Below are 26,787 nucleotides of genomic sequence, written 5' to 3' on the forward strand. Positions count from 1 at the left end.
CTCAGGCATCGCTGTCGGGGTCCGGCCGCTCAGCGAATACGCTGGCGGATCCACTTGATCATCGCCTGAGCGATGTCGCGGTTGTTCTTCTCGAGCATCATCATGTGACCATTGCCGCGAATGCTGATCTCGCCGAGAGCGATCCGGTCCGTCTTCACCCCGGCCTGCGTGAGAAACGCGGTGGTGCAGTCGTCGTAGGTGGCCCGGAACGAGGCTTCGCCCGTTACGACGACGGTGGGCACTTTGGCGATGTTCGGCAATTTGCGGACGGGCTCGGCCTGCAGCCAGCAGCGGATGTGACCATCGCTACGCGCCTTGTCTTCCTGAACGACCTGGAGGTCCTCGGGAGCCTTGACCGCGGGTTCGAATGCGAGCGGCAACCGCGTCACGCCATGCGCGCGGGCGCGTTCCTTCCCGGAGGTCTCCCACCAGGTGTCTCCACCCTTGAAGACGACGTCGAAAAACGGAGGACCGTTGGGCTCGACCGCAATATGCGCTTTGACGAGGTCTGGCTTTTGATCCGACATCGCGAAGCCGAACACACTCGCCTGCGAATGCGTGAGCAGGATCGACGGGCCGACTTTCTGCAGCAGTGCGATCATCGCGGGCGTCATAACTTCTTCGGTCTTGCCCGCGCTTGCGATGTAGGCGACCTGCGATGCGTAGAATTGATCGAACGCCGCGTTGCCGCGAATGCCAGGACCGCCCGGCCATTGCGTGTGCAGCTTCGCTTGCGGCCACAGCTTGAAATTCTCCGTGCCGGTGAAACGCTCTTCCAGCGCCGTCGCCGGGAAGCGCGTGTAAGCGCCGTACGCGTCAGGATTGTCACCGGAGCGCCCGCGGCCGACCTGATCGACGATGTAGACCGCGAAGCCTTGGTCGACGAAATGCTGCGCCCATCCGGCGCGCCCGTCCGGCGTGCCTGTGAAGTTTGAGCCGGTCTGCGCGGTCCCGTGCACCATCACGACAGGGTAGCGATGCTTGATCTTCTTCGGTGCGCGATACTCGACATACATCTGGCCGGTCATCAGCACGCGGTTGTTGATCGTCTCGAACTTCCCGCCGACGAAGAAGTAACCCTCGGGCTGCGTCGGTTTGAATGTCTGCGCATGCGCGACGGAAGTCGCCAGCAGGGAGGCCAAAGCGATGGCTGCAAGTTTGCGCGTCACGTCGTTTCCTCGTTCTTTTTCTTTTGGACGAGACCTCGGTAGCAAGTCACGGCGCGAAGCGAAACGTCGCGTGCCGGCGCTCGCAAACAAAAACCCCGGCATCGCTGCCGGGGTTTTCGCGTCGTAGAACTAAGCGGAGCTTAGAAATCCATCCCGCCGCCGGGGGGCATTGCCGGACCGGCCGAACCCTTCTTCGGCAGCTCGGCGATCATGGCTTCCGTCGTAATCAGGAGGCCTGCGACCGAAGCCGCGTTCTGGATCGCTGCACGAACGACCTTAGTCGGATCGATGATGCCCTTCTTGACGAGATCGCCGTACTCGGCGTTCTGCGCGTCGAAGCCGAACTGATAGGTCTCCTTCTCGAGCACCTTGCCGACGATGACCGAACCGTCTTCGCCTGCGTTGAGTGCGATCTGACGAGCCGGAGCCGAAAGTGCCTTGCGGACGATCTCGACGCCGGTCTTCTGGTCGTCGTTCTGCGTCTTGATGCCGGCCAGAGCCTTGATCGAACGGAGGAGGGCAACGCCACCACCCGGCAGGATGCCTTCTTCGACCGCAGCGCGGGTCGCATGAAGAGCGTCATCAACGCGATCCTTGCGCTCCTTCACTTCGACCTCGGTCGCGCCGCCGACGCGGAGAACCGCGACGCCGCCTGCGAGCTTGGCGAGACGCTCCTGGAGCTTCTCACGGTCGTAGTCCGAAGTGGTCTCTTCGATCTGCGCCTTGATCTGGCCGATGCGTGCTTCGATGTCGGCCTTCTTGCCGGCGCCGTTCACGATCGTGGTGTTTTCCTTCTCGATCATCACCTTCTTGGCGCGGCCGAGCATGTTGAGCTGGACGTTCTCGAGCTTGATGCCGAGATCTTCCGAGATCGCCTGACCGCCGGTCAGGATCGCGATGTCCTGCAGCATGGCCTTGCGGCGATCGCCGAAGCCCGGAGCCTTGACGGCTGCTACCTTGAGGCCACCACGCAGCTTGTTGACGACGAGCGTTGCGAGAGCTTCGCCTTCGACTTCCTCGGCGATGATGAGGAGCGGCTTGCCGCTCTGCACGACCGCTTCGAGGACCGGCAGGAGTTCTTGCAGGTTTGAAAGCTTCTTCTCGTTGATGAGGATGTACGGGTCTTCCATCTCAACGCGCATCTTATCGGCGTTGGTGACGAAGTACGGCGAGATGTAGCCGCGGTCGAACTGCATGCCTTCGACGACGTCGAGTTCGGTCTCAAGCGACTTGGCTTCTTCAACCGTGATGACGCCCTCGTTGCCGACCTTCTTCATCGCGTGAGCGAGGAATTCGCCGACTTCCTTGTCGCCGTTCGCCGAGATCGTGCCGACCTGAGCGATTTCGTCGTTCGAGGTGACCTTCTTCGAGTTCTTCTTGAGGTCTTCGACGACGCGCGCGACAGCAAGGTCGATACCGCGCTTGAGGTCCATCGGGTTCATGCCGGCTGCGACGGCCTTTGCGCCTTCGCGAACGATCGCCTGAGCGAGAACCGTTGCGGTCGTCGTGCCGTCACCGGCCGTGTCCGACGACTTCGAAGCGACTTCGCGCACCATCTGTGCGCCCATGTTTTCGAACTTGTCTTCGAGTTCGATTTCCTTTGCGACCGTCACACCGTCCTTGGTGATGCGCGGAGCGCCGAACGACTTGTCGAGGACGACGTTGCGGCCTTTCGGGCCGAGCGTCACCTTGACGGCGTTGGCGAGAATGTCGACGCCGCGCAGCATGCGATCGCGCGCGTCGACGGAGAATTTAACGTCTTTGGCTGCCATTTCGGATTTTCCGTTTCGGGTTCTGAATCAAACAAAAACACCGCCCATGCGGGCGGTGGACGCCGCGTTACGCGGCCTTCTTCTTCGTTGCGACGGTGCCTTCGATAACACCCATCACGTCGGACTCCTTCATGATGAGGAGATCCTGGCCGTCGATCTTCACTTCCGTGCCCGACCATTTGCCGAACAGGACGACGTCGCCGACCTTGAGGTCGATCGGAATGAGCTTGCCGGCTTCGTCACGGCCACCCGGGCCGACGGCGATGATCTCGCCCTGCGACGGCTTCTCTTGTGCGGTGTCCGGAATGATGATGCCGCCGGCGGACTTCTGCTCGGCATCGATGCGCTTGACGACGACGCGGTCGTGAAGCGGGCGGAACTTCATGGTATCCTCCAAGTCATTGGATTTGCTTCGAATTCTGGGGTCGAACTTCGCGCTTCGGGAGCCTCTGCCGCAAGTTCACGCGGGAGATAGGGCAGACCCTACAGGCCTTCAAGAGGCCGTGAGCAGTTTTTAGCACTCATCAGTGTGGATTGCTAACGGAAGTTCTTGGCATCGCTAACGTCCGCTGGCGCGCGCAATCGTGTCTTGTTTCGGTAACAGAATATGCGCAGGGTGCCCTCGCGAGGAATCACCAACGGAGAGAAACGATGATCAAGACATGGATCGCGGCCGGGGCCGCGTTGCTACTTGCTGGCGCATTCGCGCCGCAGCGCGCCGAAGCGCTTCCTGTCAGCCCGCTACCGGCAGTCTCTGACGTAGAGAACGTAGCGCTCTGCTTCTACGTCGACGGCTGGAACGGCCCGGGCCTTTACCAGTGCGGTTATCGCTTCCGCCGCGGCTCCGGCTGGCACGGTCATCGCGGTGGTCATCGTCATCACCATCACGGTGGTCGTCATCATCACGGCGGCGGCCGTCACATGCATGGCGGCGGTCGCCACATGGGCGGCGGTCGTCACGGTGGCGGTCATCGCCACGGCGGCGGTCGCGGACGCCGCTAATCTGCGTTCCAACTCGAACGCATTCGAGATTGAAAACGTTGGGGCTCGATCGCAAGATCGGGCCCTTCGTCTTTTTCAACGGAGCTTTACTCATGCGCATATTTAAAGTCGTTCTGACGTCGCTCGCAATCGCCGCCATTTCACCTGCCGACGCGAGCGCCTTTCCACGTGCTGTCGGTTCTGTCGCGTCGCTGATCGACGCTAGGGTTTGCTTCTATCCGGATGGATGGAAAGGGCCGGGCCTCTACGAGTGCGGCTATCAATTCAATCGTGGTTTCGGCTGGCTCGGCAAAGGCAACGTGAAGCCACGCAAGCACGCGCGGAAACTCAGCCGGCGTGCACGCTAACCGCCGGCTGTTAGCGCTCGTGAAGCGATGCTGCTAGCCTATTGATCGTACACACTTTATTCAGAAAATGCGCTTGTACTGGTGGAACTGGGTGGCGACACTTTCGCGTTGTCTGCGTGATTCATTTCCGCGCGTGGTGACGAACGTCGCGTGGAAGCGGATCGAAGGGGACGTTGGTCCCGGCCGTCCCGCCTGGGCCAGGGTCCCGCACTAGAAGCGAGGACCGCAATGAACGACGACTTCCGGCGTCAGCTCGATGGCTACGCGCTGACCACTGCGCGCATTCTCTATCATCGCCCCGATCATCCCTGGCTGCTGCAGACTTACGTCTGGCAGGAATACGACCTGTGCCCGAAATTCCCTGGGCTGCAGAAGTTTCTCGACTTCTGGACGCGCTCGCTCGAAGGCGTGCTGCATTCGGTCGAGGTCGCGCATTCGGGGTTGATCAAGCCTGCGGAAGTCCGCGCGATCGGCACGGAGTTGCGACTGCACTAAAGCTCTGCCGCGCCGTCACGACGCGACAGAGCAACTTCTCGCTATCAGCGCCCGCCGGGTGCCACCGTTGCCCATTTCACGGATCGTGCGTTCGAGCCGGTGACCGTGAACGAGTAAGTGGACGTCCTGTCGGCGCTGCGATTGCAGGGCGGAAGGAACGCGTACTTGACGACTGTCACACCGGACGGATCGGCGCTGACCGAGGTGCTGCCGTGGTCGATGACGCGGCCATTGCTCAAATCATCCCGCATCGAAATCGCGATGCTGCCGGCCGCTTTCGAGTGCCGGATCGTGATGGTGGGAGGAACTGAGCTTCCTCCGAGAGCCGAACATTTGTTGGCATTCGAGAAGCCGGAAACTTTAACGCTGTTGATTTGCTGTGCATCGGCGTGCGTGGACAGAAACAGCAAAGAAGCAGCCATTATGACAATGCGTTGCATAAAAATATCCGTTCGCAAAATAAGAAGAGCAATGCGTGAAGGTTACCGCTGCGGTTCGTCCCGTCAACGGAAATTCGAGACGCCGCGAACCTAAGTCAGCACGCCGACGATCGCGCCGATGACGCATGTCGACAGGGTTCCGGCGATGATCGATTTAAGACCGAGACCGACGATCTCTTGGCGCCGTTCTGGCGCCATCGTTGTCAGTCCCGCGACCATGATGCCGAGGCTGCCGAAGTTCGCGAAGCCGCAGAGCGCGTACAGCATGATGAGCCGTGAGCGCGGCGAGAGCGCTTCAGGCGATAGCGCGGCGAAGTCAAGATATGCGACGAACTCGTTGAGCACCGTCTTCGTGCCCATCAGCGCGCCGGCTGCCGGTGCTTCGCTCCACGGCAGGCCCATCAGCCAACACACCGGCGCCATCACGGTGCCGAGCATGCGTTGCAGCGTAATTGGTGCGCCGCCGACGGACGGCAGAATGCCGAGCATCGCGTTGACGAGATAAACCAACGCGACGAACACGATCAGCATCGCGACAATGTTGAGCAGGAGTTCGAGGCCGGCGCTCGTGCCTTTGACGATCGCGTCCATCGTGCTCGCGGCGACAGGCTCCGGCTCTTCGAGCGAGCCTTCTGTCGCGGCGTTCTCGATCTCAGGCACCATCACGCGCGCGATGAGGATCGCGGCGGGCGCGCCGAGAACCGACGCGATGACGAAATGACCGGCCGCGTCAGGTACGCTTGCGGTGAGAAGCGTGGCGTAGAGAACGAGCACAGTGCCGGCGATGCCTGCCATGCCGCCCGTCATGACGACGAACAATTCACTACGCGAGAGCTTGGCGAGATACGGCCGGATGAACAGCGGCGCTTCGACCATACCGACGAAGATATTTGCCGCCGTCGACAACCCGACCGCGCCGCCGACGCCAAGCGTGCGCGCGAGCACATAGGCGAACCCGCGCACGATGGGCGGCAGGATTTTCCAGTAGAAGAGCAATGTTGTCAACGCGCTGATCATCAACACGATCGGAAGCGCTTGAAACGCGAGAATGAAACCGCCACCCGGCATTTTCGGATCGAAGGGCAGGGGCCCGCCGCCGAGATAGCCGAACACGACGGTGGTTCCTGCGCGCGTCGCCGCCGCAAGTGCTTCGACCGGCGCGTTGGCGGCCGCGAAAAATGCGCGCACCGGCGGCACCTTCAGCATTACAAATGTCAGCGCGATCGTGAGCGCAAGCGCCGCTGCGGCTTGCCGCCACGCGACGGCGCGGCGTTGCTCGCTGAACGCCCACGCGACCGCGATCAACGCCAGGATGCCAAACGCCGACTGCAGGTTCTGCATGAAATCCCCCGGCGGAACTGTGTATGATCGTGCGAGAAACGACAACAGGGAGAACGCGATGGCGCGCATCCGCTTCGAATTCGATGGCCAAACGCTCGAAGCCGACATGCTCGACACGGCGTCGGCGAAAGCGATTGCGGCGAAGCTTCCATATGAAGCGCGCGTGATGACATGGGGCGATGAAGTCTACTTCGACGTTCCGGTCGAAACGCCGCGCGAGGCGGATGCTCGCGAAATCATGCAACCGGGCGATATCGCGTATTGGCTCGGCGGTCCGTGCATCGCGATCGGCTTCGGCCGCACACCGGTCAGTCGCGGCGATGAGATACGCCTCGCGAGCCCGGCCAACGTGTTCGCGAAGGCGACGTCGGATGTGAAAGCGCTGAAGTCCGTGAAGTCCGGATCGCGCGTGAAAGTATCGCTGGTGAAATGAAAATGCCCCGGCGCGAGGGCCGGGGCCTTTCTCACAGTCGGAAAAATCAATCAGCCGCGACCGACGAACGGCATCTTGTTCGCCATCACGGTCATGAACAACACGTTGGAGTCGAGCGGCAGGTTCGCGATGTAGGCGACGGCCTTGCCGACGTTGTCCGCATCCATACGCGCTTCTTGCGCCATGCTGCCGTCCGGCTGCAAAACGCCTTCGCCCTTCACCATGCGGTCGGTCATCGGCGTTGCGGCGTTGCCGATATCGATCTGGCTGCACGTGATGTCGAACTCGCGGTTGTCGAGCGAGATCGACTTCGTCAGGCCTGTGATCGCGTGCTTGGTCGACGTGTAGGCCGCAGAGCGCGGGCGAGGCGTGTGCGCCGAGATCGAACCGTTATTGATAATGCGGCCGCCCTGCGGCTTCTGCGCTTTCATCATGCGAATGGCTTCCTGCGCGCACAGGAACGATGCCGTGAGATTGAGATCGACCACGGCTTTCCAAGTCTCGACCGGGAGATCTTCGAACGGCACCGGCGGCGCGCCCATGCCGGCGTTGTTGAACAGCAAGTCGAGACGGCCGTAAGTCTCTTTGACCTTGGCGAAGACCTTCTTGATCTCTTCCGGCTTCGAGATATCGGCCGAGACCGCAAGAGCTTTCGCGCCTGCGCCGGCTTCCTTGATCGCGGCGTCGAGGACATCCTGGCGGCGGCCGACGAACACGACCGCGTAGCCTTCCTTCACCAGCGCAAGTGCTGCGGCCTTGCCGACACCCGTTCCCGCACCCGTGACGACCGCAACCTTCCCAGACATGTTTCAGCTCCCAAAATATTTCGTATGCGCGTCGAGGCGCCTCGGCGAGGAGTAGTCCGTTTCATGACCCATGCGCAAGCGCGCAGGGCGAATGTTTGGATTGCGGACTAGGACGCCGCGCGTGTCGTCTGAGCGGGCGCCGGCTCGATCTCGGCGGCAGGCATCGGCCGTCCAAATAGATAGCCTTGCATCGCGTGTACGCCCGCGGCGCGGAGGAAGAGCTGCTGGTCCGGCGTCTCGACGCCTTCGGCCGTCACCTTCATGCCGAGGCCGCGGCCGAGGCTGACAATCGCGTGGACGATGGAAGCCGCTTCCGCGCCACTCTCGATACTCGCCGTGAAGGATTGATCGATCTTGATACGGTCGAACGGAAGCCTGCGCAGATACGCGAGCGATGAATAGCCCGTGCCGAAATCGTCGAGCGCAAACTGAACGCCAAGCTTGCGCAGATCATTGATGGCCGCGATAGCGTCCTCGATGTTGCCGATGACGGCGGTTTCCGTGATCTCAAGCTCAAGCCGCTGCGGCGGCAGACCGGTCTCTTGCAGGATCGATTTGACGATCTGCGCAAATTCGGGGCGGCGGAATTGCATTGCGGATACGTTGGCCGCGACCGTCAAGGTCGGCCAAGCAAGCGCGTCATTGCAGGCTTGGCGGATCACCCAATCGCCGAGTTGGACAATCGATCCGCTTTGCTCGGCGGCTGCGATGAAGCGCGGCGGCGACACCATGCCGAGCGTTGGATGTTTCCAACGGCTGAGCGCCTCGACACCAATAATCTTTCCATTGGCAGCCACGACCGGCTGATAAACTAGCGTCAGGTCATTGTTCTCAATCGCAACGCGAAGGTCTTCCTCAAGCTGTTTGGTTGCGACGTAAGCATCGCTCATGTCGACGTCGTAGACGCAGTAAAATCCGCGCCCCTCGTGTTTCGCCCGGTAGAGCGCCATGTCGGCAAAGCGCAAAAGGTCTGTGCTCGTCGCTGCCGTCTGATCAAGCGAAACGATCCCGACGCTGGCGCCGCGTCGTATCTGCTGATTGCGGACTGTGAACGGCAGAGCGAATACGTCAAGCACCCGTTCGCCGATGAGGCGAATAGCGTCTTCGCCCTCCACATTGCGTGCGATGATCGCGAACTCGTCGCCACCGACACGAGCGACCATAGTCTCGCGCTCGAAGGTTTGCAGGAGCCGCTTGCCGACTTCGGTGATCAGTTGATCGCCGACATCGTGGCCGAGCAAATCGTTGACGTCCTTGAAGAGATCCAGATCGATCGTGATGAAAACGCCGCGCATCCGATCGGTTTTCGCCAACTCCATGGCGCTGTCCAACGCTTGCATCAGCGAGAAGCGATTGGGCAATCCGGTCAGCGCATCGTGGGCCGCGAGATACTGGAGGCGATCTTGGTTGCGCTCGAGAACAGCGGTCGTCCGGCCGACATAGTGAGCGACCACCAAGAGCAGCGCCAAGAGCCCGAGTGCGGCGAGCACCACGATAGGGATGATCGTATTCGACATCTGATCACCCGGGCGCTCGGGCGTCCAAGCAAGCTGCGCGACCCATCCATTCCCGTGATCGCGAAGCTCCAAAGTGTTCGAGCCTTTCGGAATCTCGTTGTATCGGCTCACCAGGCGCAGATCCGGCAGGCTAAATCGCGTGGCCGTCTCGCTCAGTAGCTGTTGCGATATGAATCGCGCCATAACGACGAGCGGCACGGGATTGTATCTTGCGGTGGCCGGCGGCTCCCCGCCGAGATAAGCGGCTGCGACTATCGCTGGGCGACCGAGCAGTGTTTGAATCTGAACGGTCGCGTGAGTACCCATTCGCGGGTCGTCGCCCGCCAGGCTCGATGCTGTGCGCAGGGCGGATACTTCGTCGAGTACCGGGCGTAGGTCTTCGAAAATGTCGCGTGGGGCGCGGAAAAACCCGTCCGGCAGCACGACGTTCTGCAGCGCTCGGCCATTCGGCTCGACGACTATGAACAGGCTATCGGCGAGCGGCTCTGCGAGCCACGACTTCGTGTTTTGGCGGATCGTCTCGCCGTCGAAGCGGTACCAGAAGCGTTCGATCGCCCTCGAAGAGCGGGCGACTTGCTCGACATCGCGGACAAGCTGTTGTGCCCGAGCATCGAAGGCGTCGCGGACGAGTTGTTGCTCGCGCAGGTGCGCCGCTTCGTTGGCGCTGTTGCTCAACCAGAAGACGGAAACGCAGACGCCCACGATTGCGGCGGCAACCGCAATCGCTGCAATAATGATGCTGCGGCGGCCGAAGCTACGGCGCGCAGTTACTAGGCCCTGGTTCTTATCTGCCAATTGGCACCGACTTTCGGTGTTATTGCATCGACAGTGCCGTGTTCAGGTTGGCGAAACCTTTCAGCGATCAGGGATTCTTGGCTTGGTATAATTTACAGTTGAAAAACAGTTAAATTACCCGCGTTTCCCAGCGTAGGGCGGCCGCGGGATAGCGATATGTGCGGCGCGAAGGGCTGCCGACCAGCGGTCGCGAAGGTCGCTGAAATAGGGCTCGCCCGGCTCGATGCGATACGTCAGCTCATCGATGCAAGCATCTCGGCGCACAACGACAAAATCGATCGGCAGGCCGACTGCAAGATTCGACCGCATCGTCGAATCCATCGAGATCAGCGCGATCTTCAGGGCGTCGTAGAGGTCGATATTATGGTGCACTGCACGATCGAGGATCGGCTTTCCGTACTTGTGCTCGCCGATCTGGAGGTAGGGGGTGTCAGTCGTGCACTCGATGAAATTTCCGGCCGGATAGACCATGAACATCCGCATCGGGCCGCCCTTGATCTGACCGCCGAACAGGAATGAGACCTCGTAGCTGATATCGGCGGCCTGAAGGCCGGGCGCGTCCGACTCATAGACGCGCCGGATCGCGCGGCCGATCCGCTGGGCCGCCTGGAACATCGTCGGCGCATTGACCAGCGTTTCGAGTTCGCCGGTCTCCGGGTTCTCGACGCCCTCGTTGAGGACACTAACGACCGATTGGCTGATCGAGAGGTTGCCGGAGGTCGAGAGGGTAAGGAGCCGGTCCGGCTTGCGGAAGATGTGAAGTTTGCGGAACGTCGAGACGTTATCGAGCCCTGCGTTGGTGCGCGTGTCGGCGACCATCACGAGGCCGTCACGGACCAGAATGCCGCAGCAGTAAGTCATTTCTTTTCTTAGTCTCCGAGTCGCACGCCGCGGCACCGCTTATAGCGACTCTAAGCCGCCGCCCGCAACGCGCTGGAGCTATGTTTGCTGCTGTGATTGAGCTTGTGCGACCTTAACATTGACCACGAGGCGCTCGTGGCTGCCACCTTGGCGCGAGCCGCGTACCGGTGCCGCGCCCAGGTAGTCGAGGCCGACCGCGATCCGGACGTGAGCATCGGTCGCGCAAATGCCGTTGGTCGGGTCGAAAGCAACCCAGCCGAGATCATTCAAGTAGACCTCAACCCAAGCGTGTCCGGCGACAAGATCCGTGACGCCGTCGACGCGATACATGTGTCCGCTGACATAGCGTGCCGGAATCCCGATTGTTCGCGCTGCCGCAATGAAGATATGCGACAGGTCCTGGCAGACGCCCGCCTTCAACGCGTAAGCCTGCGCGGCGGTCGTGTGGACATGCGTTGGGTCTGGATCGAACGACATATCGGTGTTGAGCTTGCCGAGTAGGCGGTGCATTTGGTCAAGCTGCGTGCTCGCACCGGAAATCTCGCCGGCGAGCGCGCGGATCGCGTCGTCCGGCTCGGTCAGCGGCGTTTCGCGCAGGAAGAAGTTCGGCGGAAACCGCTCCACCGCTCCACGCACCACTCCCGCAGAATCCTGTGTCTCGACTTCACCCTCGACATCGATGCCGATGCGTTCGACCGGACCCGCCAACGTGAAGGCGTGCAGCAAATTGCCGAACGCATCCTCACGCTGATCGAGACGGCCGTCGTGCGACAGCGCGATGCGCCAGCGGACGATGTATTGGCTCTCGTGATGACGCGGAGTCAGCCGCAGCGTCTGAATGACGTTCTTTGGAGGATCGTCATATTCGTAGGTCGTTTCATGCCGAATGAATATGCGCATCAGCTCAAATACTGCTTGGTGATGGCGAAACCCATCTGATTGTTGTTGCCGAGGAAGTCCGTGATAAACTCGTGCAGACCGCCTTGGAAGATTTGCTCGATGTTGAGGTTCGTAAGCCGCGCGCGCATCGAGCGCGAGTGGCGTTGCGCCGGACCTTGCTGCGCATAGGCCCGGCCGAGATCATCAAGATAGCGCCCAAGATTGTCGTAGCAACTCGCGAGCGAACGCGGCAGTTGATCGTTGAGGATGAGAAGGTCCGCGATACGCCATGGGCGAATGTTGTCGCGATAGACCCAGTGATATGCCGTCAGTGCCGACACCGAACGCAGGATCGCCGACCACTGCAGATAGTCGAGCGGTCCACCGACCGGCTCGTGCTCCGGCAACAGCAAATGGTATTTCACGTCGAGCAAGCGAGACGTGTTGTCGGCACGTTCGATATTCACGCCGATGCGCGAGAACAGATACGCATCGTTGCGCAGCATCGTGCGGTAGCTGTTGCCGTCGAAGCGCAGCGAAAACTCCTGCGTCCAACGCAGAAACGGTGTAATGTCGTTGCGCGACATGCGCTTCTCATCGACGCTTTGTAGTTCGTTCCAGGCACCGTTGATCGTGTCCCACATCTCAGTGGTGAGCGCCGTACGCACCGCGCGACCGTTGTGGCGGGCATTCTCGATGCAGTTGCGGATCGACGAAGGGTTGCTGCGCGAGAACGCCAGATAGTTGATGACAGTCTGTTCGGTCGCGTCCTCGTGCTCGTTGTAGAACGCGTCTTCGCAGCCGGCGGTCGCGATTGCCGACTCCCATTCGTTCGTCGTGTCTTCGGCATTCACGGGCGTCGCGGTTAGGCGCAGCGTCGTGTCGAGGATGCGCGAAAGAGACTCGGCGCGCTCGACGAGGCGCGCCATCCAGTACAAATTGTCAGCCGTACGTGAGAGCATAATCAGAACCCAACCAAAATCATCACGACACCACCCACGTGTCTTTCGTGCCGCCACCCTGACTCGAGTTGACGACGAGCGAGCCTTCTTTAAGCGCGACGCGCGTCAGGCCGCCGGGCACGATGGAAACTTTCTTCGCTCCACAGAGCACGAACGGCCGCAGATCGACGTGACGCGGCGCGATGCCGGATTCAACGCAGGTCGGGCACGTGGAGAGCGAAAGTGTCGGCTGCGCGATGAAATTCGCCGGCGCGGCTTTCAGCTTGTCGGCAAAGGCAGCAATCTGCGCTTTGGTCGACGTCGGGCCGACCAGCATGCCGTAGCCGCCTGAGCCGTGCACCTCCTTGACGACGAGCTCCGGCAGATGCTCGAGCACATACTTAAGCGCGTCCGGCTCGCGGCAGCGCCATGTCGGCACGTTGGCGAGCAGCGGCTCTTCGCCGAGATAGAATTTCACGATGTCTGGCATGTAAGTGTAGACGGCCTTGTCGTCGACCGCGCCGGTGCCGACCGCATTCGCCAGCACGACATTGCCGGCGCGATAGGCGACCATCAGCCCGGGTACGCCGAGCGCTGAATCCGGCCGAAAGGCGAGGGGATCGAGGAAGTCGTCGTCGATCCGGCGATAGATGACGTCGACACGTTTCGGTCCGCGCGTCGTGCGCATGTAAACGACATCGTCGGACACGAAGAGGTCGCCGCCCTCGACGAGCTCGATACCGAGTTTATCGGCCAAGAAAGAGTGCTCATAGTAGGCCGAGTTGTAGACACCGGGCGTAAGCAACACGACGGTAGGGTCGGCGGACGCGCTGAGCGGCGACACCGACTTCAATGTCGCCAGCAACTCGTCCGCGTAGTTCTCGACCGGCTCGACGCGATGGCGCGCGAACAGCTCTGGGAAAAGCCGCATCATGACTTCGCGGTTCTCCAGCATGTAGGAAACGCCGGACGGCGTGCGCGCATTGTCTTCCAGCACGTAGAACTGGTCAGGACCTGTGCGGACCACATCTATGCCGGCGATCTGCACGTAGCTGTCGTGCGCGAGCTTTTGCCCATTCATCTCGGGCCGGAATGCCGGATTCTGGAAAACGAGCGCCTCAGGCACAATCCCGGCGCGCAGGATGTCGCGCTTGCCGTAGATGTCCTTGAGGTAGGCATTGATGGCGCGGACACGCTGCTCGAGGCCGCGCTTGAGAACGTCCCACTCCTGCGCCATCAGGATGCGGGGCAGTACGTCGAACGGGATAAGGCGCTCTTTGGCGTTGTCCTCGCCGTAAACCGCGAAGGTGATGCCGATGCGGCGGAAGAGGAGTTCGGCTTCCTTACGACGTGTCTCGAGGACGCTTTGCTCGATCGTCTTGAGCCAGCGATCGAGTTCTTGATACGCCGGTCTTATCGAGCCGGTATTTTCTGTCATTTCGTCGTAACGGACCAAACAAACCCCCTGAAAACAACGCAATACGAGCAAAGACAGGCAAAGCTTGCGCCAAGCCAGGTGGACAATCCCGCCACCCCGATTAAGCTCCCGGCCTCAATCGAGGAAGCGCGGAAAACATGATGCAACAAGAATCCCCGAAGGGCCAAGCTATTATCACGGCGGCACTTTTGGTGATCGGTGACGAAATTCTGTCAGGCCGGACCAAAGACAAAAACATCGGCTATACGGCCGAATACCTGACGAATATCGGCGTAGATCTTCGCGAAGTGCGGGTTGTGGCCGATATCGAGGAGGAGATCGTCGCCGCCGTGAACGCGCTCCGGTCGAAATACAACTACCTCTTCACGACCGGCGGCATCGGTCCGACCCATGACGACATCACGGCCGATTGCGTCGCCAAAGCCTTCGGCGTCGCGCTGCCGTATCATCCGGAAGCGGTCGACATCCTGAAAAAGCGCTTCAACGGGGCGGACCTCAACGAGGCCCGTATGCGCATGACCCGCATCCCGGAGGGCGGCACGCTCGTTTATAATAAGGTCTCTGGGGCGCCCGGCTTCCGTATCGGCAACGTCTTCGTCATGGCCGGCATTCCGGTCGTCATGCAGGCGATGCTCGACGAGATCGCCCCGACGCTACAGACCGGCAAAAAGATGCTGTCCGAAAGCGTCCGCGCGGACGCACGCGAAGGAGACATCGGCGGCCCGCTCGGCGAGGTCGCGAAAGCGTTTCCAGACGTCACCATCGGCAGCTACCCGTTCATCGACGACAAGGGGCCGAACACGTCGATCGTCGTCCGCGCGCGCGAGGAGGAGCGGCTGTCCGCTGCTGTCGCGGCTGTGCGCGAGATGCTGGCGGGCGTGCAGGTTTCGCTGCAGAAATGAGTTGAATCACTTTCGCAGCCGGTTGTCGCAAATCGTTTTGAAGACTCAGAATTGGCAATGACCTCACCAACCCATCAGCCGCTGCCGCCCAAGGCCTTCCCGGTCTCGTGGGACCAATTCCACCGCGACGCCAGGGCGCTGGCATGGCGGCTACACGAGGCTGGGCCGTTCCGCGCGATGGTGTGCATCACGCGTGGCGGTCTGGTCGCGGCCGCGATCGTTGCGAGAGAGCTTGAGATACGCCTCGTCGAGACCGTCTGCATCTCGAGCTACGAACATCAGCAGCAAGGCGATTTCGACGTGCTCAAGCGTGTCGCAAAGGATGTCGTCGGCACCGACGAAGGGCAGGGCGTTTTGATCGTCGACGACCTCGTCGATACGGGAAAAACCGCGAAGCTCGTCCGCGAAATGCTGCCGAAGGCTCATTTCGCGACCGTCTATGCCAAGCCGATGGGCCGGCCTTTGGTCGACACGTTCATCACCGAAGTCTCCCAGGATACTTGGATCTTCTTCCCGTGGGACACCGGGCTTGCCTTTCAGCCGCCGATCAGCGGCGCCGGCTGATTCAACTATCGCCGTTTCGCGACGCGCGCTAACCTCTCCGGCAAAACAACCGGAGGAAAGTCATGGCCGCCATCTCGCCCGGAAATCCGCAGCACGAAAGCCTGACTGAAAAAGCCTCGCGTCACGTCAAGACCGCGGACTTGCCTTGGGAGAAGACCCGCTTTCCCGGCTGCGAGGTGAAGACGCTGCTGGTCGATCCCGCGACCGGGCTGGCGACCGTGCTGGTCAAGATGGCGCCCGGCGCCGAACTCCCCGACCACGAGCACGCGATGATCGAACAAACTTATGTTCTGGAAGGCGTGTTGGTCGACAAGGACGGTCCCGACGCCGGTTTATCCGTCGGGCCGGGCGAGTACGTCTGGCGTCCGCCGGGCAGCCGTCACGCCGCTTGGGCGCCGAACGGATGCGTCTGCATCGGCATGTTCCAGGCGCCCAACAAATTCTACGAAAAGAACGGCGAAGTCACCGACATGATGGGCCGCAACTGGCAGCTCAACTGGTCACACACCGTGGTGATAGCGGTGCTTGAGTAAGGCAAGGCGTGCAAAGCCTTAAAAGCTTTATTTCGAGTATGTCTTGCACGCAATGGTTGTGTATTTGGAATCGTGTTTCCCTGGAGCCGGGATGGACTGAGGAACACCGAAATGAAAAAGATTCTGACGGCCGCGCTATTCGCCGGCACTTTCTTGTCTCCGGCTCTGGCTGCCGATTTGGGCCGCCCGGTTTACAAAGCTCCGATCGCCGTTGTCGAACCGGTGACGAATTGGAACGGATTCTACATCGGTGCTCACGGTGGTGGCGCCTGGGGCGATAGCGACTGGCTGTTCCCGCTCGCTGCAATCACGACCAATCACCGTATTCGTGGCGGCTTCGGCGGCGGCCAGATCGGTTACAATTGGCAGTTCAGCCCGATGTGGCTCGTCGGTATCGAAGGCGAAGGTTCTTGGGGCAGCTTGACGGGCAGCAGCGTCTGCCCGAATCCGGCCGCTAACTGCACGTCGAAGACCGATTGGATGGCCTCGATCACTGGTCGCCTTGGCTATGTCGCCGGCAACGCGCTGTTCTACTTCAAGGGCGGCTATTCTTGGGCCAACGAAATTCACCACGTGCGCTTCCCGGCAACTCCGGCTGACGACGAGACGAGCGGCAATCTTCGTCGCAGCGGCTATACGATCGGTGGCGGTCTCGAATACGCCTTTGCTCCGCAATGGTCAGCGAAGATCGAGTACATGTATACGGACTACGGCCGCCGCACGTTCGACTTCACCCGTATCAACACTGGTGCTTTCGTCGAGACGGCGCGCGTCGATACGTCGATCCACACAGTCAAGGCTGGTATCAACTACCGCTTCAATTGGGGTGCCCCAGTCGTCGCATCGTACTAATCGTTCGCTCTCCAGAGCTTCAGAGCCCGTCGCGATTTTCGCGGCGGGCTTTTTCTTTGAATGGTCCTAGGGTTGACCGCTCGGCGAAAAACCACGAGACATCGACCCCGCGCGGGCGTGGCGAAATTGGTAGACGCATCGGACTTAAAATCCGTAGGGCCGCAAGGCCCGTGCCGGTTCGAGTCCGGCCGCCCGCACCAAGCTTGTTCTATTTATTAAAGCGATTGTTTTGGGACTTCGATTTGATGCGCAGGATTGTGGCCGGCAAGCTGCACGGCATTTATGTCACCGACGCCAACCTCAATTATCATGGCTCGATTACCCTTGACCCGGATCATTGCGAGCAGGCTGGAATTCTGCCGCTGGAGTTCGTCGAGATCTGGAACAAGAACTCGGGAAATCGCATCTCGACATACGTCATCTTTGGTGACCGCGGTTCGCGCTGTTGCGTTCTCAATGGTGCGGCCGCTCGGACGTGTCAGCCTGGCGACCAGATCATCGTTTGCAACTCGCTTTACCTTGATGAGCAAAATCTCACAGATATTCAGCCGAGGATCCTGACGTTTGATCGCGAGAACAACGTACTTGATCGAATGAGATACGTCGTCACGAAGGATTCGTCAGGGCAGTACGCCTTCGCAATTGACGGTGCGGTCGGTGGATGAGCTGCATCATCGCGCGCAACTAGCCGATTGAGTTCATCGTCTCTGCGGATATAGAATTCGCTATGCCACCGCTCCACGTCGCATTTTGTGCCGCCGCTTCCGGGGCGTGGCGCATAGACAGTATCGATAGTGTCGTCGGCGAAGCGCTGCCGCGCGCCGCCCGTCTCGACGTCGTCGAAGGCGCCGAACTGGTACATGGCGAATGGGTGCTGCGCGGCGTCACCAGCAACGCACGCTATACGCGGCGGGACGAACTCGAAGCGCTCGCTGCGCGTCAGGAAGGGTTAGGGCGCCCCGCAGCAACGCGCGCAGCCTTGATTCCGATTCGGAAATCTGAAAGTTGGTGGGCACTCGCGCAAGACGAGCGTCGCGCGATCATGGAAGAGCAGTCGCGGGACATCGCGATCGGCCTCGAGTATTTGCCCGGAGTTGCGCGACGACTGCATCACGCGCGCGAACTCGGTGAGCCATTCGATTTCCTCACGTGGTTCGAATTCGCGCCAGAACACGCAAGCGATTTTGAGACGCTGGTGACGCGGCTCCGCGCAACGCCGGAATGGCGTTACGTCGAGCGCGAAGTCGATATTCGCCTGAGCCGCGAATAGCTATACGGGCGCCAGTCCCAAAGCATTCGCGGCATCCATCCAGATCGGCAATTCCTGCTGGTAGAGCGCGTTGGTTTCCTTGAAGCCGAGCGCGGGTTCCAGCACGAAAGTGGTGAGAATCTCCTTCACCTTGGGATCGCTGTTCGCCGCGACGCAAAGCTGCGCGAGGCGATCGACGATCGGCTGCGGCGTTGCCTTTGGCAGTGCCCAACCGGTGAAGCCGCTGACGGTGAAGAACTTCGACGTCGCGCCTTGCTGCGGCAATGTCTTGATGTCCGGGATCGCGTCGACCTTTTTCGAGTGCACCGCGAAAGTGACCCCGCGATTGCTCTGCAGCACCGATTGCGCGGCCGTGTAACTTCCCATCGCGACATCGAGCGATCCTTCGGCGAGACCCGTCCACATCGGCGCTTCGCCGCGATAGTGGATCGGCTCGATCTTCAAACCGTACTGCCGGTTGAGTTCGTTGATCGTCATGTGCGGCGCAGAGCCCGCGCTGTAGGTGCCGAAATTGACCTTGCCGGATTTCTTCGCGAAGGCGACGAAGTCGTCGAGCGACTTGATACCGGTGCTCGGGTTGGCGATCAGCAACAAACCGGCGCCCGGAATGACGCTGACCAAGGTCAAATCTTTATCCATGTCGTAGCCGGGATTTTTCATCATCGCCCGGTTCATGACGTAAGTCGTCGAGATCGAGCAGAGGATCGTGTGGCCATCCGGTGCCGCCCGCGCGACTTCAGCGGCGCCCATCGATCCGGCCGCGCCGGCTTTGTTTTCGACGATGACGGTCTGGCCGACTTGCTTCGAAATGTAGTCGCCGAAAGCACGGCCGAGCAGGTCGGTCTGTCCACCGGCCGGGTAGCTCACGATCATGCGGATTTGTTTTGTCGGTTGCCACGTCTGTGCTGATGCGCGACGCGCAAAGAACGGAAGCGCGACGGCGGCGCTGCCCGTCGCCAGTATCGTACGGCGGTTGATATTCATGGTGTCTCCTCCCCAGGGACGTTTTGCCGGAGACTAACCGATCGTGACCCGTGCGCCATGCGACAAACCGGCATGAGCGCAACAAAAAGCCCGGCGCGGTGGCCGGGCTTTCGCAGAGCGAACGATGGCAACGTCTACTCGAGATCGGTGTCGAGGATCGCCATGTTGAAGTTGAAAGAGCGATCGCCGTCTTCGTCGTCGAGCGAGAGCACGCCAAGGAACTCCTCACCGAGATAGACCTCAACCGAGTCGGTCTTTTTCGGGCGCGGCACGACGCGCATTTTTTGGTTGTCGAACAGCTTCTTGAGATATGCGTCGAGCTTCTTGATCTCGCCGACTTCAATTCCTGCCAAAATCGCCTCCATGCCGCCGGGATCCGGCGCGTTGAATCTGTCGCCGGAAGCTCTAGCGCCGATAGCCGCCGGGATCAAATCGGGCTTTAGATGGCCGGGTCGGGGAGTTCCGTCAGCTCTTGCAGGAGCTGGTTCATGGTCCGCGACGGTTCCGTGCAGCCGGCCGTACCGACGACGCGCGCAGGAATGCCCGCAACGGTCGTATTCGGCGGAACCGGCTTGAGCACGACCGAACCGGCCGCAACGCGCGCGCAATGACCGATCTCGATATTGCCGAGAATCTTTGCTCCAGCGCCGAGCATCACGCCGCGACGGATTTTCGGGTGACGATCTTCGTTGTCCTTGCCGGTGCCGCCGAGCGTTACGCCATGCAGGATTGAAACGTCGTCATCGATGACGGCCGTCTCGCCGACGACGAAGCCGGTCGCATGATCGAGGAAGATGCCGCGGCCGATCGGCGCGTTCGGATTGATGTCGGTCTGGAAGACAGAGGACGAGCGGCTCTGCAGATAGAGCGCGAAATCCTTGCGGCCGTTCTTCCAAAGCCAATGCGCGAGGCGATGCGCTTGGATGGCGTGGAAGCCCTTAAAGTAGAGCACCGGATCGAGGTAGCGGCTCGCGGCCGGATCGCGATCAACCGTCGCGACGATGTCGGCGCGGAATGCGATGCCGATCGAACGGTCCGACTGCAGTGCATCGCTGTACGCTTGGCGGATGAGTTCCCCAGAAACGTCGGGATGCTGCAGGCGTTCGGACACGCGATGCACGACAGCGGCTTCGAGCGTGTCGTGGTGGAGGATGGTTGAATAGATGAACGTCGAGAGTTCCGGCTCGCGTCGGACAATGTCCTCGGCCTCATGACGCAGGCGCGTCCAAACCGGATCGACCTTGTCGAGAGCATTCTTCAGTTTGGTCTGCTGATGCGCCATGGCCGATTCCTAAAGCCGGAAATACCGAGAAAGTAATTTGGTCGTTCTAACACAGATTGGAGGCCATTTTATCCGTGACAAGGCCTTACGGAGGATGAAAGTAAACGGTGGTATCGATGAGATTTGCTCATGTCTCGGTCTCGGCGGCGGCGCACCGCGCTGCATAGCATTCAAATTCGGCTGATGAAACAGACCGTTGCGTGAGGCTTACGGCCGCCGGCTGAGGAATTCGACGACGGCCTGCTTGTAGACCTTATCGCCGACCGCGAGCATGTGGTCGCGCTCCGGGATGTCGACGACCTCGGCTCCGGGGATCAGCACAGCGAGCGGTGCGGCAGCTCCAGACACCGTGTCCTTCGTCCCGATCGCGATCAGAACGGGGCATGTGATCTGACCGACTTGCTCGGCTGTCAGCGTCTGCCGCGAGCCGCGAATACAAGCCGCCAAGGCTTTCAGGTCCGAGCGCGTCTGTTCGGCGAAGAGACGGAACGTACGGCCTTGAGCGGTCTGCGCATCATCGACGCTCGGCGCTTCGAGCGCTTGCGCGACCTCCTGCGGCAGGCCGACACCTTCAACGAGGTGGATGCCGAGACCGCCGAGAACCACCGAGCGCACGCGCTCCGGGCTTTCGACTGCGAGCCACGCCGAAATTCGCGCACCCATGGAGTATCCCATCACGTCGGCGCGCTCGATGCCGAGATGATCGAGCAGGGCGCGCGCGTCGCTCGCCATGCGCGCCGTGTCGTAATCGTCCGGCGAATAGAGCTTCGTCGATTGCCCATGTCCGCGATTATCGAGCGCGATCACGCGGCGTCCCGCGCGCATGAGCGTCGTTACCCAGTTCGGGAACGACCAGTTCATGTCCTTGTTCGACGCGAAGCCATGAATGAGCAGGATCGGCTCGCCTTCGCCTTGATCCAAATAGGCGATCTCGACCGGGCCGTTGTGAAAGGTAGGCATAGCAACTCCGAAAGTTGCCGGGACCCTATGCGGCGACGGCGAACGGTTCAACCCGTGGCAAACGCGGCGCGGCCGGGCGGAACTTCGCGGCACGCAGGCGAGTAGCGCGTCGCCGGCGGAGATAGGAGAGGGCAAGGCGCTCGGCCGTCCGCTTCAGCCCCGCGACGAAACCGACGATCAAGAACAGCGCCCAGAAGCTCCACGAAGCGAGCGACCACAGCGTTGCCGCAAGCACGATGGCGCCGCGGCCGAGGACTTTGAGGACCGCGCGAGTCTTGCCGCCCTTCGTCGCGGCAAGTCGCGAAAGCTTGGCAATGTCCTTCGGGCTTTCGGCGAGCTTGAGGCCATCGAGAGCTGCGCGCGTCCCGGCTTTCGCCTGCACCTGACCGAGATCACCGAACGCTTTCATCGCGCCTTGCATGCGCTCGGTCTTGATCGCGGCACGTCCGGCACGTACCGCGGTGACAGGTTGCAGGATCGCGGTCGGCCCGAATGCCGCCTTGAGCGCCGGCATATCGATTGCGGTGCGCAACGGACGCGCGAGCTGTTCGACGAGCTTCGCCGACATGCGCCCGGTCTTCGCCGCAGCTTTGGTGACGGATACGCCGACACGCGCGGCAGAGCCCGCACCAAGAGTTGCGTAGGTCCCGGCTGTGACCGCGAGGCCCGCCGCCGCAAGGCCGAGCACCAACTCGTCCGTTTTCTCGCCGCGCGCGTAGTTACCAGTCTCGCGCACGATGTCGCGAATATCGCCGTAGATGAGCAGATCGCCGGTCACCGTTCCGGCAAGCCCCGCGAGATCGTCCGGCTGCCCGGCGACAAACCCTTCGACGAATTTCGTGCTGGCGCGCAGAGCCTGCGCGCTCGTTGTATTCGCATCCTCGACACGGCGTCGCAGCGCAGCGGTTACAACGACGTGTTGATCGTCGGCGAGGTCGAGGAAGCTCTGCGCAAGCTCCGCGTCGTCCGCTTTGAGCGCGTCTTCGATCTCGCGCTGCGCAACGCCGGCATCGAACGCCTTCGCCAGCGCAATGTCGGTGATCGTCTCCGGTTCATCCTGCGCCGCGATCAGGCGGATCGCCTCTACTCCGCGCGGTGTCGCTGTGACGGCAAAGCCGCCAAGCAGCAGCGTCGCCGCAAGCGTCATGCGCAGCGTGAGCGTTTCGCGTCCGAGTCGAGAGAGCCACATCGTGCCGCCCGGGATAGCGGCAAATTGCGGCGCGACAAGGCCCGAAACGTTAACGCGCGCAGCGCCCGCTGCGGTGTCAGAGCACTTTTTCGGCGCGCAGGCTGGCTTCCTCGTCCGGCGAAATGCCGATCTCGCGCAGCAATGCCGACGTGTATTCGCCGAGCAACGGACCCGCTTTCGACGGCGCGGCCGCGCCTTTGCCGCGGATCGGATTGCTGAGCATTTTGATCTCCGCGCCGCCATCCGCCGTTACGCTCTCGATCGAGCCGCGCCCGGTGACAAACGGGTTCGCCAGCGCGTCCGCCACGTTGTAGATCGGCGAGCATGGAATGCGCCCGGCGAAAGCCTCGAGCCACTCCTGCGTCGTCTTCGCCTGCAGCGCGTCGTCGAGGACTTCGGTCACGAGCGCGCGATGCTTCAAGCGATCCGGGAAGCTGCGGAAGCGCTCGTCGTCAATGTATTGCGGGCGGTCGACAAGATTGCAGAGGATCGGCCAGAACTTCTCCTTGTTGCACATGAGGAAGATCCAGCCGTCCTTGGTTTTGTAGGTCTGGCACGGCGTAATCGACGGGTGCGACGAGCGCCGCAGCCGCGTCGTGGACACGCCGGTGTTGAGCTGCCACGTCGCGACATAGTTGAGATTGTAGAGCGCGAGATCGAACAGGCTGATATCGAGATCGCGGCCCTTACCCGTCTTGCGTGCATCCATCACGCCGGAGACGAGCATCAGCGCCAACACCGTGCCGGTCATCAGATCGACAAGCGATAATCCGGCGCGTGACGGCGGCCCATCCGGATCGCCGGTGAGGTCGAAATATCCGGTTTCCGCCTGCATCAGATAGTCGTAGCCGGGCCACTTTTCGCGCTCGTTTTCGCGGCCGTATCCGGTCAAATGCGCGCAGACGATCTTCGGATTCACATCAGCGAGCGCGTCAAACGTGATGCCGATCCGCGCCGGCACGTCCCCGCGCAGGTTGCTCGCGACCGCGTCGGCTGTCGCCGCGAGTTTGAGGAAAATCGCCTTGCCGCGCGGGTCGGCGAGGTTGAGCGTCAGCGATCGCTTGTTGCGGTTGAGCCCGTGGTAGAAGAGGCTCTCCACGGTTGCAGGCAGATCCTTGTTGAAGTGCGGTCCGACGGTGCGCGAGACATCGCCGCCATCCGCCGGATTCTCGATCTTGATCACCTCGGCGCCGAGATCGGACAGCCACTGAGTTCCGAACGGACCGGCGCCGTATTGTTCGACCGCGAGCACGCGCAAGCCCGTGAGCAGAGCAGGGGGCATCTTTCCTCCAGTTTCTTATTTTCTGCCGCGAGCTTAGCACCGAGAATCGGCGACCCGTAAATCGCTTGTCGCATAGCCGGATTGATCGCGCTGGGGCCTTTCAATTGAGCCATCGGGCCGGTATGTTGCGGCGCATTCTGAACGAGAGAGTTTCGCAATGGCCGGCCACGCGACCCCGCATTTCCAGAACGACGCCGGAGTTCCGGTGATCGAGATCGGTGCGCGCGAGTTCATGTGCGTCGGCGCGTCGCCGCCCTACGACCATCCGCATATTTTCTGCGATATGGGCGAGGACGACGAGATCATCTGCTCGTATTGCTCGACGCTCTACCGCTTCAATCCGAAGCTCGACGCGCACACGACGGTTCCGGCAGGCTGCGAACTCGCCGAGCACGCCTGATTCTTTCCGGCCAAGTTCTTTTCGGGCAAGTTCTTGCCGGCCAAGCCGGGCGCGCCGCGCTGACGTGGAGCAGCCGATGTCGAACAATCATCCTATAGTCGTCGCCGGTGCCGGCATCGGCGGACTGATGACCGCGATCTCGCTCGCGCTGCGCGGCTTTCGCGTCACGGTGCTCGAAGCCGCGAACGAACTGGAGCCGATCGGCGCCGGCATTCAGCTTTCGCCAAATGCGAGCCGCATTCTGATCGAGCACGGCCTTGGCGAAGCGCTACGGCCCTATGCGACCGAGACGCAGGCACTGCGCGTCGTCAATGCGCGGAGCGGGAAGGAGATAGTTTCGGGGCCGCTCGCCGACGCCGTGCAAAAGCATGGCGCTCCGTTTTGGGTGGTGCATCGCGGCGACTTGCAGGCGATCCTCTTGGAGGCGGTAGGGCAGCTCGAAGGCATCGATCTGCATCGCGGTGCTGCGCTCGACCGTTTCGGGATGCGCGATGGCCAGCTCGTCGTCGGTGCGAAGACACGCCACGCCACCGTGCAAATGGACGCGGCCGCGTTGATCGGCGCAGATGGCGTATGGTCTGCCGTTCGCGATAAGCTCGGCGACACCGAGAAGCCGAAGCCGACAGGGCATACGGCCTGGCGTGCGCTGATTCCAGCGCATGCGGTGCCCGAAGCCCTGCGCCAACCCGTGACGACGCTGTGGCTCGGCTCGCCGGTGACGATCATCCACTACGTCGTGCAGGGGGGAGAGGCCGTCAATCTCGTCGCCATCGTGCGCGAAGATTGGAACGAACCCGGTTGGGCGGCGGCAGGCGACGGGGATTTTCTCACCCAGCAAGTCTCCCGCTATGCGTTGCCGATCCGCACGCTGGTGAGCGCCGCGAGCGGCTGGCAGAAATGGCCGATCGTCGAGCGCTCCGTGATGCAGCAATGGGGCGTTGGTCCCGTCACATTGCTGGGTGACGCCGCCCACGCGATGCGGCCACACCTGGCGCAGGGCGCTGCGATGGCGCTAGAGGACGCGGTGGTGTTGGCGACCGAAATGGCAGCCAGGCCGGACGATCTCGCGCTAGCGATGCGTGCTTACGAGAACAAGCGTCGCGAACGCGTCAAGCGTGTGCAGAAAGAGGCCGCGCGCAATGGTGGCCGTTACGCCTGGTCCGGCGTATTCGCCGCGGCGCGTAATTTCGGCCTAGCCCGTATGGGCGGCGACGCGCTGCTGCGCCGGTATGATTGGATCTACGGCTGGCGGGCCAATCAGCCTTAGGCTATCCCTGCCAGGCCTGATTGCCGGGAAGGATTTGAGAATGTTCGAGTGCACGGTCGCGGGTAGCCTGCCGAAGCCGGGTTGGCTGTCGGAAACCAACAAGCTTTGGCCGGAGTGGAAGTCGTCCGGCGCCGAGCTCGAACAGGCCAAGGCCGACGCGACTGTGCTCGCGATCAAGGAGCAGGAAGACGCCGGCATCGACATCGTCTCGGACGGCGAACAGGCGCGCCAGCATTTCGTGCACGGCTTCCTCGAAAAAGTCTCCGGCATCGACCGCGAACATAAGGTCGAGATGGGCATTCGCGCCGATCGTTACAAAGCGATGGTGCCGCAAGTCGTCGACGCTATCGCACTGACAGGTCGCGTCCACGCGAACGAAGCGCGGGTTGCGCGTGCGCATCGCCGCGGCAAGTTGAAGTTCACGCTGCCGGGCCCGATGACGATCGTCGACACGATCGCGGACAATTACTACGGCGACAAAGCGCGCCTCGCCATGGCCTTCGCGGACCTTCTCAATCAAGAAGCGCGCGCGCTGCAGGCCGACGGCGTCGACACGATCCAGTTCGATGAGCCGGCGTTCAATGTCTACATGAGCGAAGTGAAGGATTGGGGCATCGAAGCGCTGCATCGCGCGTCCAAAGGGCTGACTTGCACGACGGCGGTTCACATCTGCTACGGCTACGGCATCAAGGCGAACCTCGACTGGAAGGAAACGCTCGGTTCCGAGTGGCGTCAATACGAAGAGATTTTCCCGGCGCTCGCCGCGAGCCGCATCAAGCAGGTTTCGGTCGAGAGCCGCAACGCGAAGGTGCCGGTCGATCTGCTCGCGCTGTTGTCGGGTAAAGACATTCTGCTCGGCTGTATCGATGTCGCGAGCGACGACGTCGAAACGCCGGAGGATGTGATCGATACCATCCGCCGCGCGTCGAAATTCGTGCCTAAGGAGCGCATCTTCCCGTGCACGAATTGCGGCATGGCGCCGATGCGCCGCGACATCGCGTTCGGCAAGTTGAAGGCGCTCGGTGCCGGCGCAAAGCTTGCCCGCGAGCAGTTGGCGTAAGCGTTC

The 26,787-nt window shown here is 61.5% G+C and carries 30 protein-coding genes and 1 tRNA gene; 14 read left to right on the forward strand and 17 right to left on the reverse strand.

Annotation, left to right across the window (positions count from 1 at the left end):
- Window positions 1-29: 29 nt before the first annotated feature.
- The 3 genes from GJW30_RS13220 to GJW30_RS13230 form a co-directional block, all read right to left on the reverse strand.
- Window positions 30-1,169 (reverse strand): alpha/beta hydrolase, encoded by a 1,140-nt coding sequence (locus GJW30_RS13220; protein WP_245408508.1) that lies wholly within the window; start codon window positions 1,167-1,169, stop codon window positions 30-32.
- Between the two features lie 140 nt (window positions 1,170-1,309).
- Window positions 1,310-2,941: a chaperonin GroEL gene (gene groL, locus GJW30_RS13225; protein WP_096356057.1), complete on the reverse strand. Its 1,632-nt coding sequence runs from the start codon at window positions 2,939-2,941 to the stop codon at window positions 1,310-1,312.
- 67 nt (window positions 2,942-3,008) lie between these two features.
- Complete coding sequence (locus tag GJW30_RS13230; protein WP_096356059.1) at window positions 3,009-3,326, reverse strand: co-chaperone GroES; 318 nt, start codon at window positions 3,324-3,326, stop codon at window positions 3,009-3,011.
- Between the two features lie 266 nt (window positions 3,327-3,592).
- Between GJW30_RS13230 and GJW30_RS13235 the strand changes: the two genes are divergently transcribed.
- The 3 genes from GJW30_RS13235 to GJW30_RS13245 all read left to right on the forward strand — a co-directional run bounded on the left by GJW30_RS13235 (window position 3,593) and on the right by GJW30_RS13245 (window position 4,785).
- Window positions 3,593-3,943 (forward strand): hypothetical protein, encoded by a 351-nt coding sequence (locus tag GJW30_RS13235; protein ID WP_096356061.1) that lies wholly within the window; start codon window positions 3,593-3,595, stop codon window positions 3,941-3,943.
- Between the two features lie 92 nt (window positions 3,944-4,035).
- Window positions 4,036-4,290, forward strand: coding sequence for a hypothetical protein (locus GJW30_RS13240; RefSeq protein ID WP_130364468.1), 255 nt, complete (start codon window positions 4,036-4,038; stop codon window positions 4,288-4,290).
- 228 nt (window positions 4,291-4,518) lie between these two features.
- A complete protein-coding gene (locus GJW30_RS13245) occupies window positions 4,519-4,785 on the forward strand; it encodes an usg protein (RefSeq protein ID WP_096356065.1) in 267 nt (88 codons plus the stop codon).
- A 44-nt stretch (window positions 4,786-4,829) separates the two neighbouring features.
- Here the strand turns inward: GJW30_RS13245 and GJW30_RS13250 are convergent, their stop codons facing one another.
- Both GJW30_RS13250 and GJW30_RS13255 read right to left on the reverse strand, forming a co-directional pair.
- Complete coding sequence (locus GJW30_RS13250; protein ID WP_130364470.1) at window positions 4,830-5,225, reverse strand: hypothetical protein; 396 nt, start codon at window positions 5,223-5,225, stop codon at window positions 4,830-4,832.
- A 90-nt stretch (window positions 5,226-5,315) separates the two neighbouring features.
- The gene (locus tag GJW30_RS13255; RefSeq protein ID WP_096358817.1) at window positions 5,316-6,566 is read right to left on the reverse strand and encodes a NupC/NupG family nucleoside CNT transporter; all 1,251 of its coding nucleotides are present in this window, start codon (window positions 6,564-6,566) and stop codon (window positions 5,316-5,318) included.
- Between the two features lie 58 nt (window positions 6,567-6,624).
- Here GJW30_RS13255 and GJW30_RS13260 point away from each other — a divergent pair, with 58 nt between their 5' ends.
- On the forward strand, window positions 6,625-6,999 hold the full coding sequence (locus tag GJW30_RS13260) for a cyclophilin-like fold protein (RefSeq protein WP_096356069.1): 375 nt from the start codon (window positions 6,625-6,627) through the stop codon (window positions 6,997-6,999).
- A 50-nt stretch (window positions 7,000-7,049) separates the two neighbouring features.
- Here the strand turns inward: GJW30_RS13260 and GJW30_RS13265 are convergent, their stop codons facing one another.
- The 6 genes from GJW30_RS13265 to GJW30_RS13290 all read right to left on the reverse strand — a co-directional run bounded on the left by GJW30_RS13265 (window position 7,050) and on the right by GJW30_RS13290 (window position 14,236).
- Window positions 7,050-7,805: an SDR family oxidoreductase gene (locus GJW30_RS13265; RefSeq protein WP_096356071.1), complete on the reverse strand. Its 756-nt coding sequence runs from the start codon at window positions 7,803-7,805 to the stop codon at window positions 7,050-7,052.
- A gap of 107 nt (window positions 7,806-7,912) precedes the next feature.
- Window positions 7,913-10,117, reverse strand: a complete 2,205-nt coding sequence (locus GJW30_RS13270) for a putative bifunctional diguanylate cyclase/phosphodiesterase (protein ID WP_130364472.1) — start codon at window positions 10,115-10,117, stop codon at window positions 7,913-7,915.
- A gap of 114 nt (window positions 10,118-10,231) precedes the next feature.
- Complete coding sequence (locus GJW30_RS13275) at window positions 10,232-10,978, reverse strand: proteasome-type protease (RefSeq protein ID WP_096356075.1); 747 nt, start codon at window positions 10,976-10,978, stop codon at window positions 10,232-10,234.
- A gap of 78 nt (window positions 10,979-11,056) precedes the next feature.
- Window positions 11,057-11,878 (reverse strand): transglutaminase family protein, encoded by an 822-nt coding sequence (locus tag GJW30_RS13280; RefSeq protein WP_096356077.1) that lies wholly within the window; start codon window positions 11,876-11,878, stop codon window positions 11,057-11,059.
- On the reverse strand, window positions 11,878-12,819 hold the full coding sequence (locus GJW30_RS13285) for an alpha-E domain-containing protein (RefSeq protein ID WP_096356079.1): 942 nt from the start codon (window positions 12,817-12,819) through the stop codon (window positions 11,878-11,880). The genes GJW30_RS13280 and GJW30_RS13285 overlap by 1 nt, the downstream gene beginning before the upstream one ends.
- Before the next feature lie 22 nt (window positions 12,820-12,841).
- Window positions 12,842-14,236: a circularly permuted type 2 ATP-grasp protein gene (locus GJW30_RS13290; protein WP_096358818.1), complete on the reverse strand. Its 1,395-nt coding sequence runs from the start codon at window positions 14,234-14,236 to the stop codon at window positions 12,842-12,844.
- 140 nt (window positions 14,237-14,376) lie between these two features.
- On the opposite strand from GJW30_RS13290, the gene GJW30_RS13295 reads away from it, so the two are divergent.
- The 7 genes from GJW30_RS13295 (at window position 14,377) to GJW30_RS13325 (ending at window position 18,357) form a co-directional block, all read left to right on the forward strand.
- Window positions 14,377-15,138, forward strand: coding sequence for a competence/damage-inducible protein A (locus tag GJW30_RS13295; RefSeq protein ID WP_096358819.1), 762 nt, complete (start codon window positions 14,377-14,379; stop codon window positions 15,136-15,138).
- Between the two features lie 57 nt (window positions 15,139-15,195).
- Complete coding sequence (gpt, locus tag GJW30_RS13300) at window positions 15,196-15,702, forward strand: xanthine phosphoribosyltransferase (protein ID WP_096356081.1); 507 nt, start codon at window positions 15,196-15,198, stop codon at window positions 15,700-15,702.
- Window positions 15,703-15,764: 62 nt separating this feature from the next.
- Window positions 15,765-16,235 carry a cupin domain-containing protein gene (locus GJW30_RS13305; protein WP_096356083.1) on the forward strand — a complete coding sequence of 157 codons (471 nt, stop codon included), beginning with the start codon at window positions 15,765-15,767 and terminating at the stop codon, window positions 16,233-16,235.
- Between the two features lie 111 nt (window positions 16,236-16,346).
- On the forward strand, window positions 16,347-17,087 hold the full coding sequence (locus GJW30_RS13310; protein WP_096356085.1) for an outer membrane protein: 741 nt from the start codon (window positions 16,347-16,349) through the stop codon (window positions 17,085-17,087).
- A 111-nt stretch (window positions 17,088-17,198) separates the two neighbouring features.
- A tRNA-Leu gene (locus tag GJW30_RS13315) sits at window positions 17,199-17,287 on the forward strand.
- 45 nt (window positions 17,288-17,332) lie between these two features.
- Window positions 17,333-17,752 (forward strand): aspartate 1-decarboxylase, encoded by a 420-nt coding sequence (gene panD, locus GJW30_RS13320; protein ID WP_096358820.1) that lies wholly within the window; start codon window positions 17,333-17,335, stop codon window positions 17,750-17,752.
- 62 nt (window positions 17,753-17,814) lie between these two features.
- On the forward strand, window positions 17,815-18,357 hold the full coding sequence (locus GJW30_RS13325; protein WP_096356087.1) for a chlorite dismutase family protein: 543 nt from the start codon (window positions 17,815-17,817) through the stop codon (window positions 18,355-18,357).
- On the opposite strand, the gene GJW30_RS13330 is transcribed toward GJW30_RS13325, so the two are convergent.
- From GJW30_RS13330 to GJW30_RS13355, 6 genes are all read right to left on the reverse strand, one after another.
- Window positions 18,358-19,341, reverse strand: a complete 984-nt coding sequence (locus GJW30_RS13330) for a Bug family tripartite tricarboxylate transporter substrate binding protein (protein ID WP_096356089.1) — start codon at window positions 19,339-19,341, stop codon at window positions 18,358-18,360.
- 134 nt (window positions 19,342-19,475) lie between these two features.
- On the reverse strand, window positions 19,476-19,685 hold the full coding sequence (locus GJW30_RS13335; protein ID WP_096358821.1) for a DUF3126 family protein: 210 nt from the start codon (window positions 19,683-19,685) through the stop codon (window positions 19,476-19,478).
- A 95-nt stretch (window positions 19,686-19,780) separates the two neighbouring features.
- Window positions 19,781-20,623 (reverse strand): serine O-acetyltransferase, encoded by an 843-nt coding sequence (gene cysE / locus GJW30_RS13340; RefSeq protein ID WP_096356091.1) that lies wholly within the window; start codon window positions 20,621-20,623, stop codon window positions 19,781-19,783.
- A gap of 207 nt (window positions 20,624-20,830) precedes the next feature.
- Window positions 20,831-21,583, reverse strand: coding sequence for an alpha/beta fold hydrolase (locus GJW30_RS13345; protein ID WP_096356093.1), 753 nt, complete (start codon window positions 21,581-21,583; stop codon window positions 20,831-20,833).
- Window positions 21,584-21,608: 25 nt separating this feature from the next.
- Window positions 21,609-22,772 carry a hypothetical protein gene (locus GJW30_RS13350; protein ID WP_096356095.1) on the reverse strand — a complete coding sequence of 388 codons (1,164 nt, stop codon included), beginning with the start codon at window positions 22,770-22,772 and terminating at the stop codon, window positions 21,609-21,611.
- Window positions 22,773-22,848: 76 nt separating this feature from the next.
- On the reverse strand, window positions 22,849-24,054 hold the full coding sequence (locus GJW30_RS13355) for a CaiB/BaiF CoA transferase family protein (protein ID WP_096356097.1): 1,206 nt from the start codon (window positions 24,052-24,054) through the stop codon (window positions 22,849-22,851).
- A 157-nt stretch (window positions 24,055-24,211) separates the two neighbouring features.
- Between GJW30_RS13355 and GJW30_RS13360 the strand changes: the two genes are divergently transcribed.
- From GJW30_RS13360 to GJW30_RS13370, 3 genes are all read left to right on the forward strand, one after another.
- Window positions 24,212-24,454, forward strand: a complete 243-nt coding sequence (locus tag GJW30_RS13360; RefSeq protein WP_096356099.1) for a zinc-finger domain-containing protein — start codon at window positions 24,212-24,214, stop codon at window positions 24,452-24,454.
- Between the two features lie 76 nt (window positions 24,455-24,530).
- Window positions 24,531-25,721 carry an FAD-dependent monooxygenase gene (locus tag GJW30_RS13365; protein ID WP_130364474.1) on the forward strand — a complete coding sequence of 397 codons (1,191 nt, stop codon included), beginning with the start codon at window positions 24,531-24,533 and terminating at the stop codon, window positions 25,719-25,721.
- 40 nt (window positions 25,722-25,761) lie between these two features.
- The gene (locus GJW30_RS13370) at window positions 25,762-26,781 is read left to right on the forward strand and encodes a methionine synthase (RefSeq protein WP_096356103.1); all 1,020 of its coding nucleotides are present in this window, start codon (window positions 25,762-25,764) and stop codon (window positions 26,779-26,781) included.
- Window positions 26,782-26,787 lie beyond the last annotated feature (6 nt).

The organism is Variibacter gotjawalensis (genome assembly GCF_002355335.1).
GTDB classification, from domain to species: Bacteria; Pseudomonadota; Alphaproteobacteria; order Rhizobiales; family Xanthobacteraceae; genus Variibacter; species Variibacter gotjawalensis.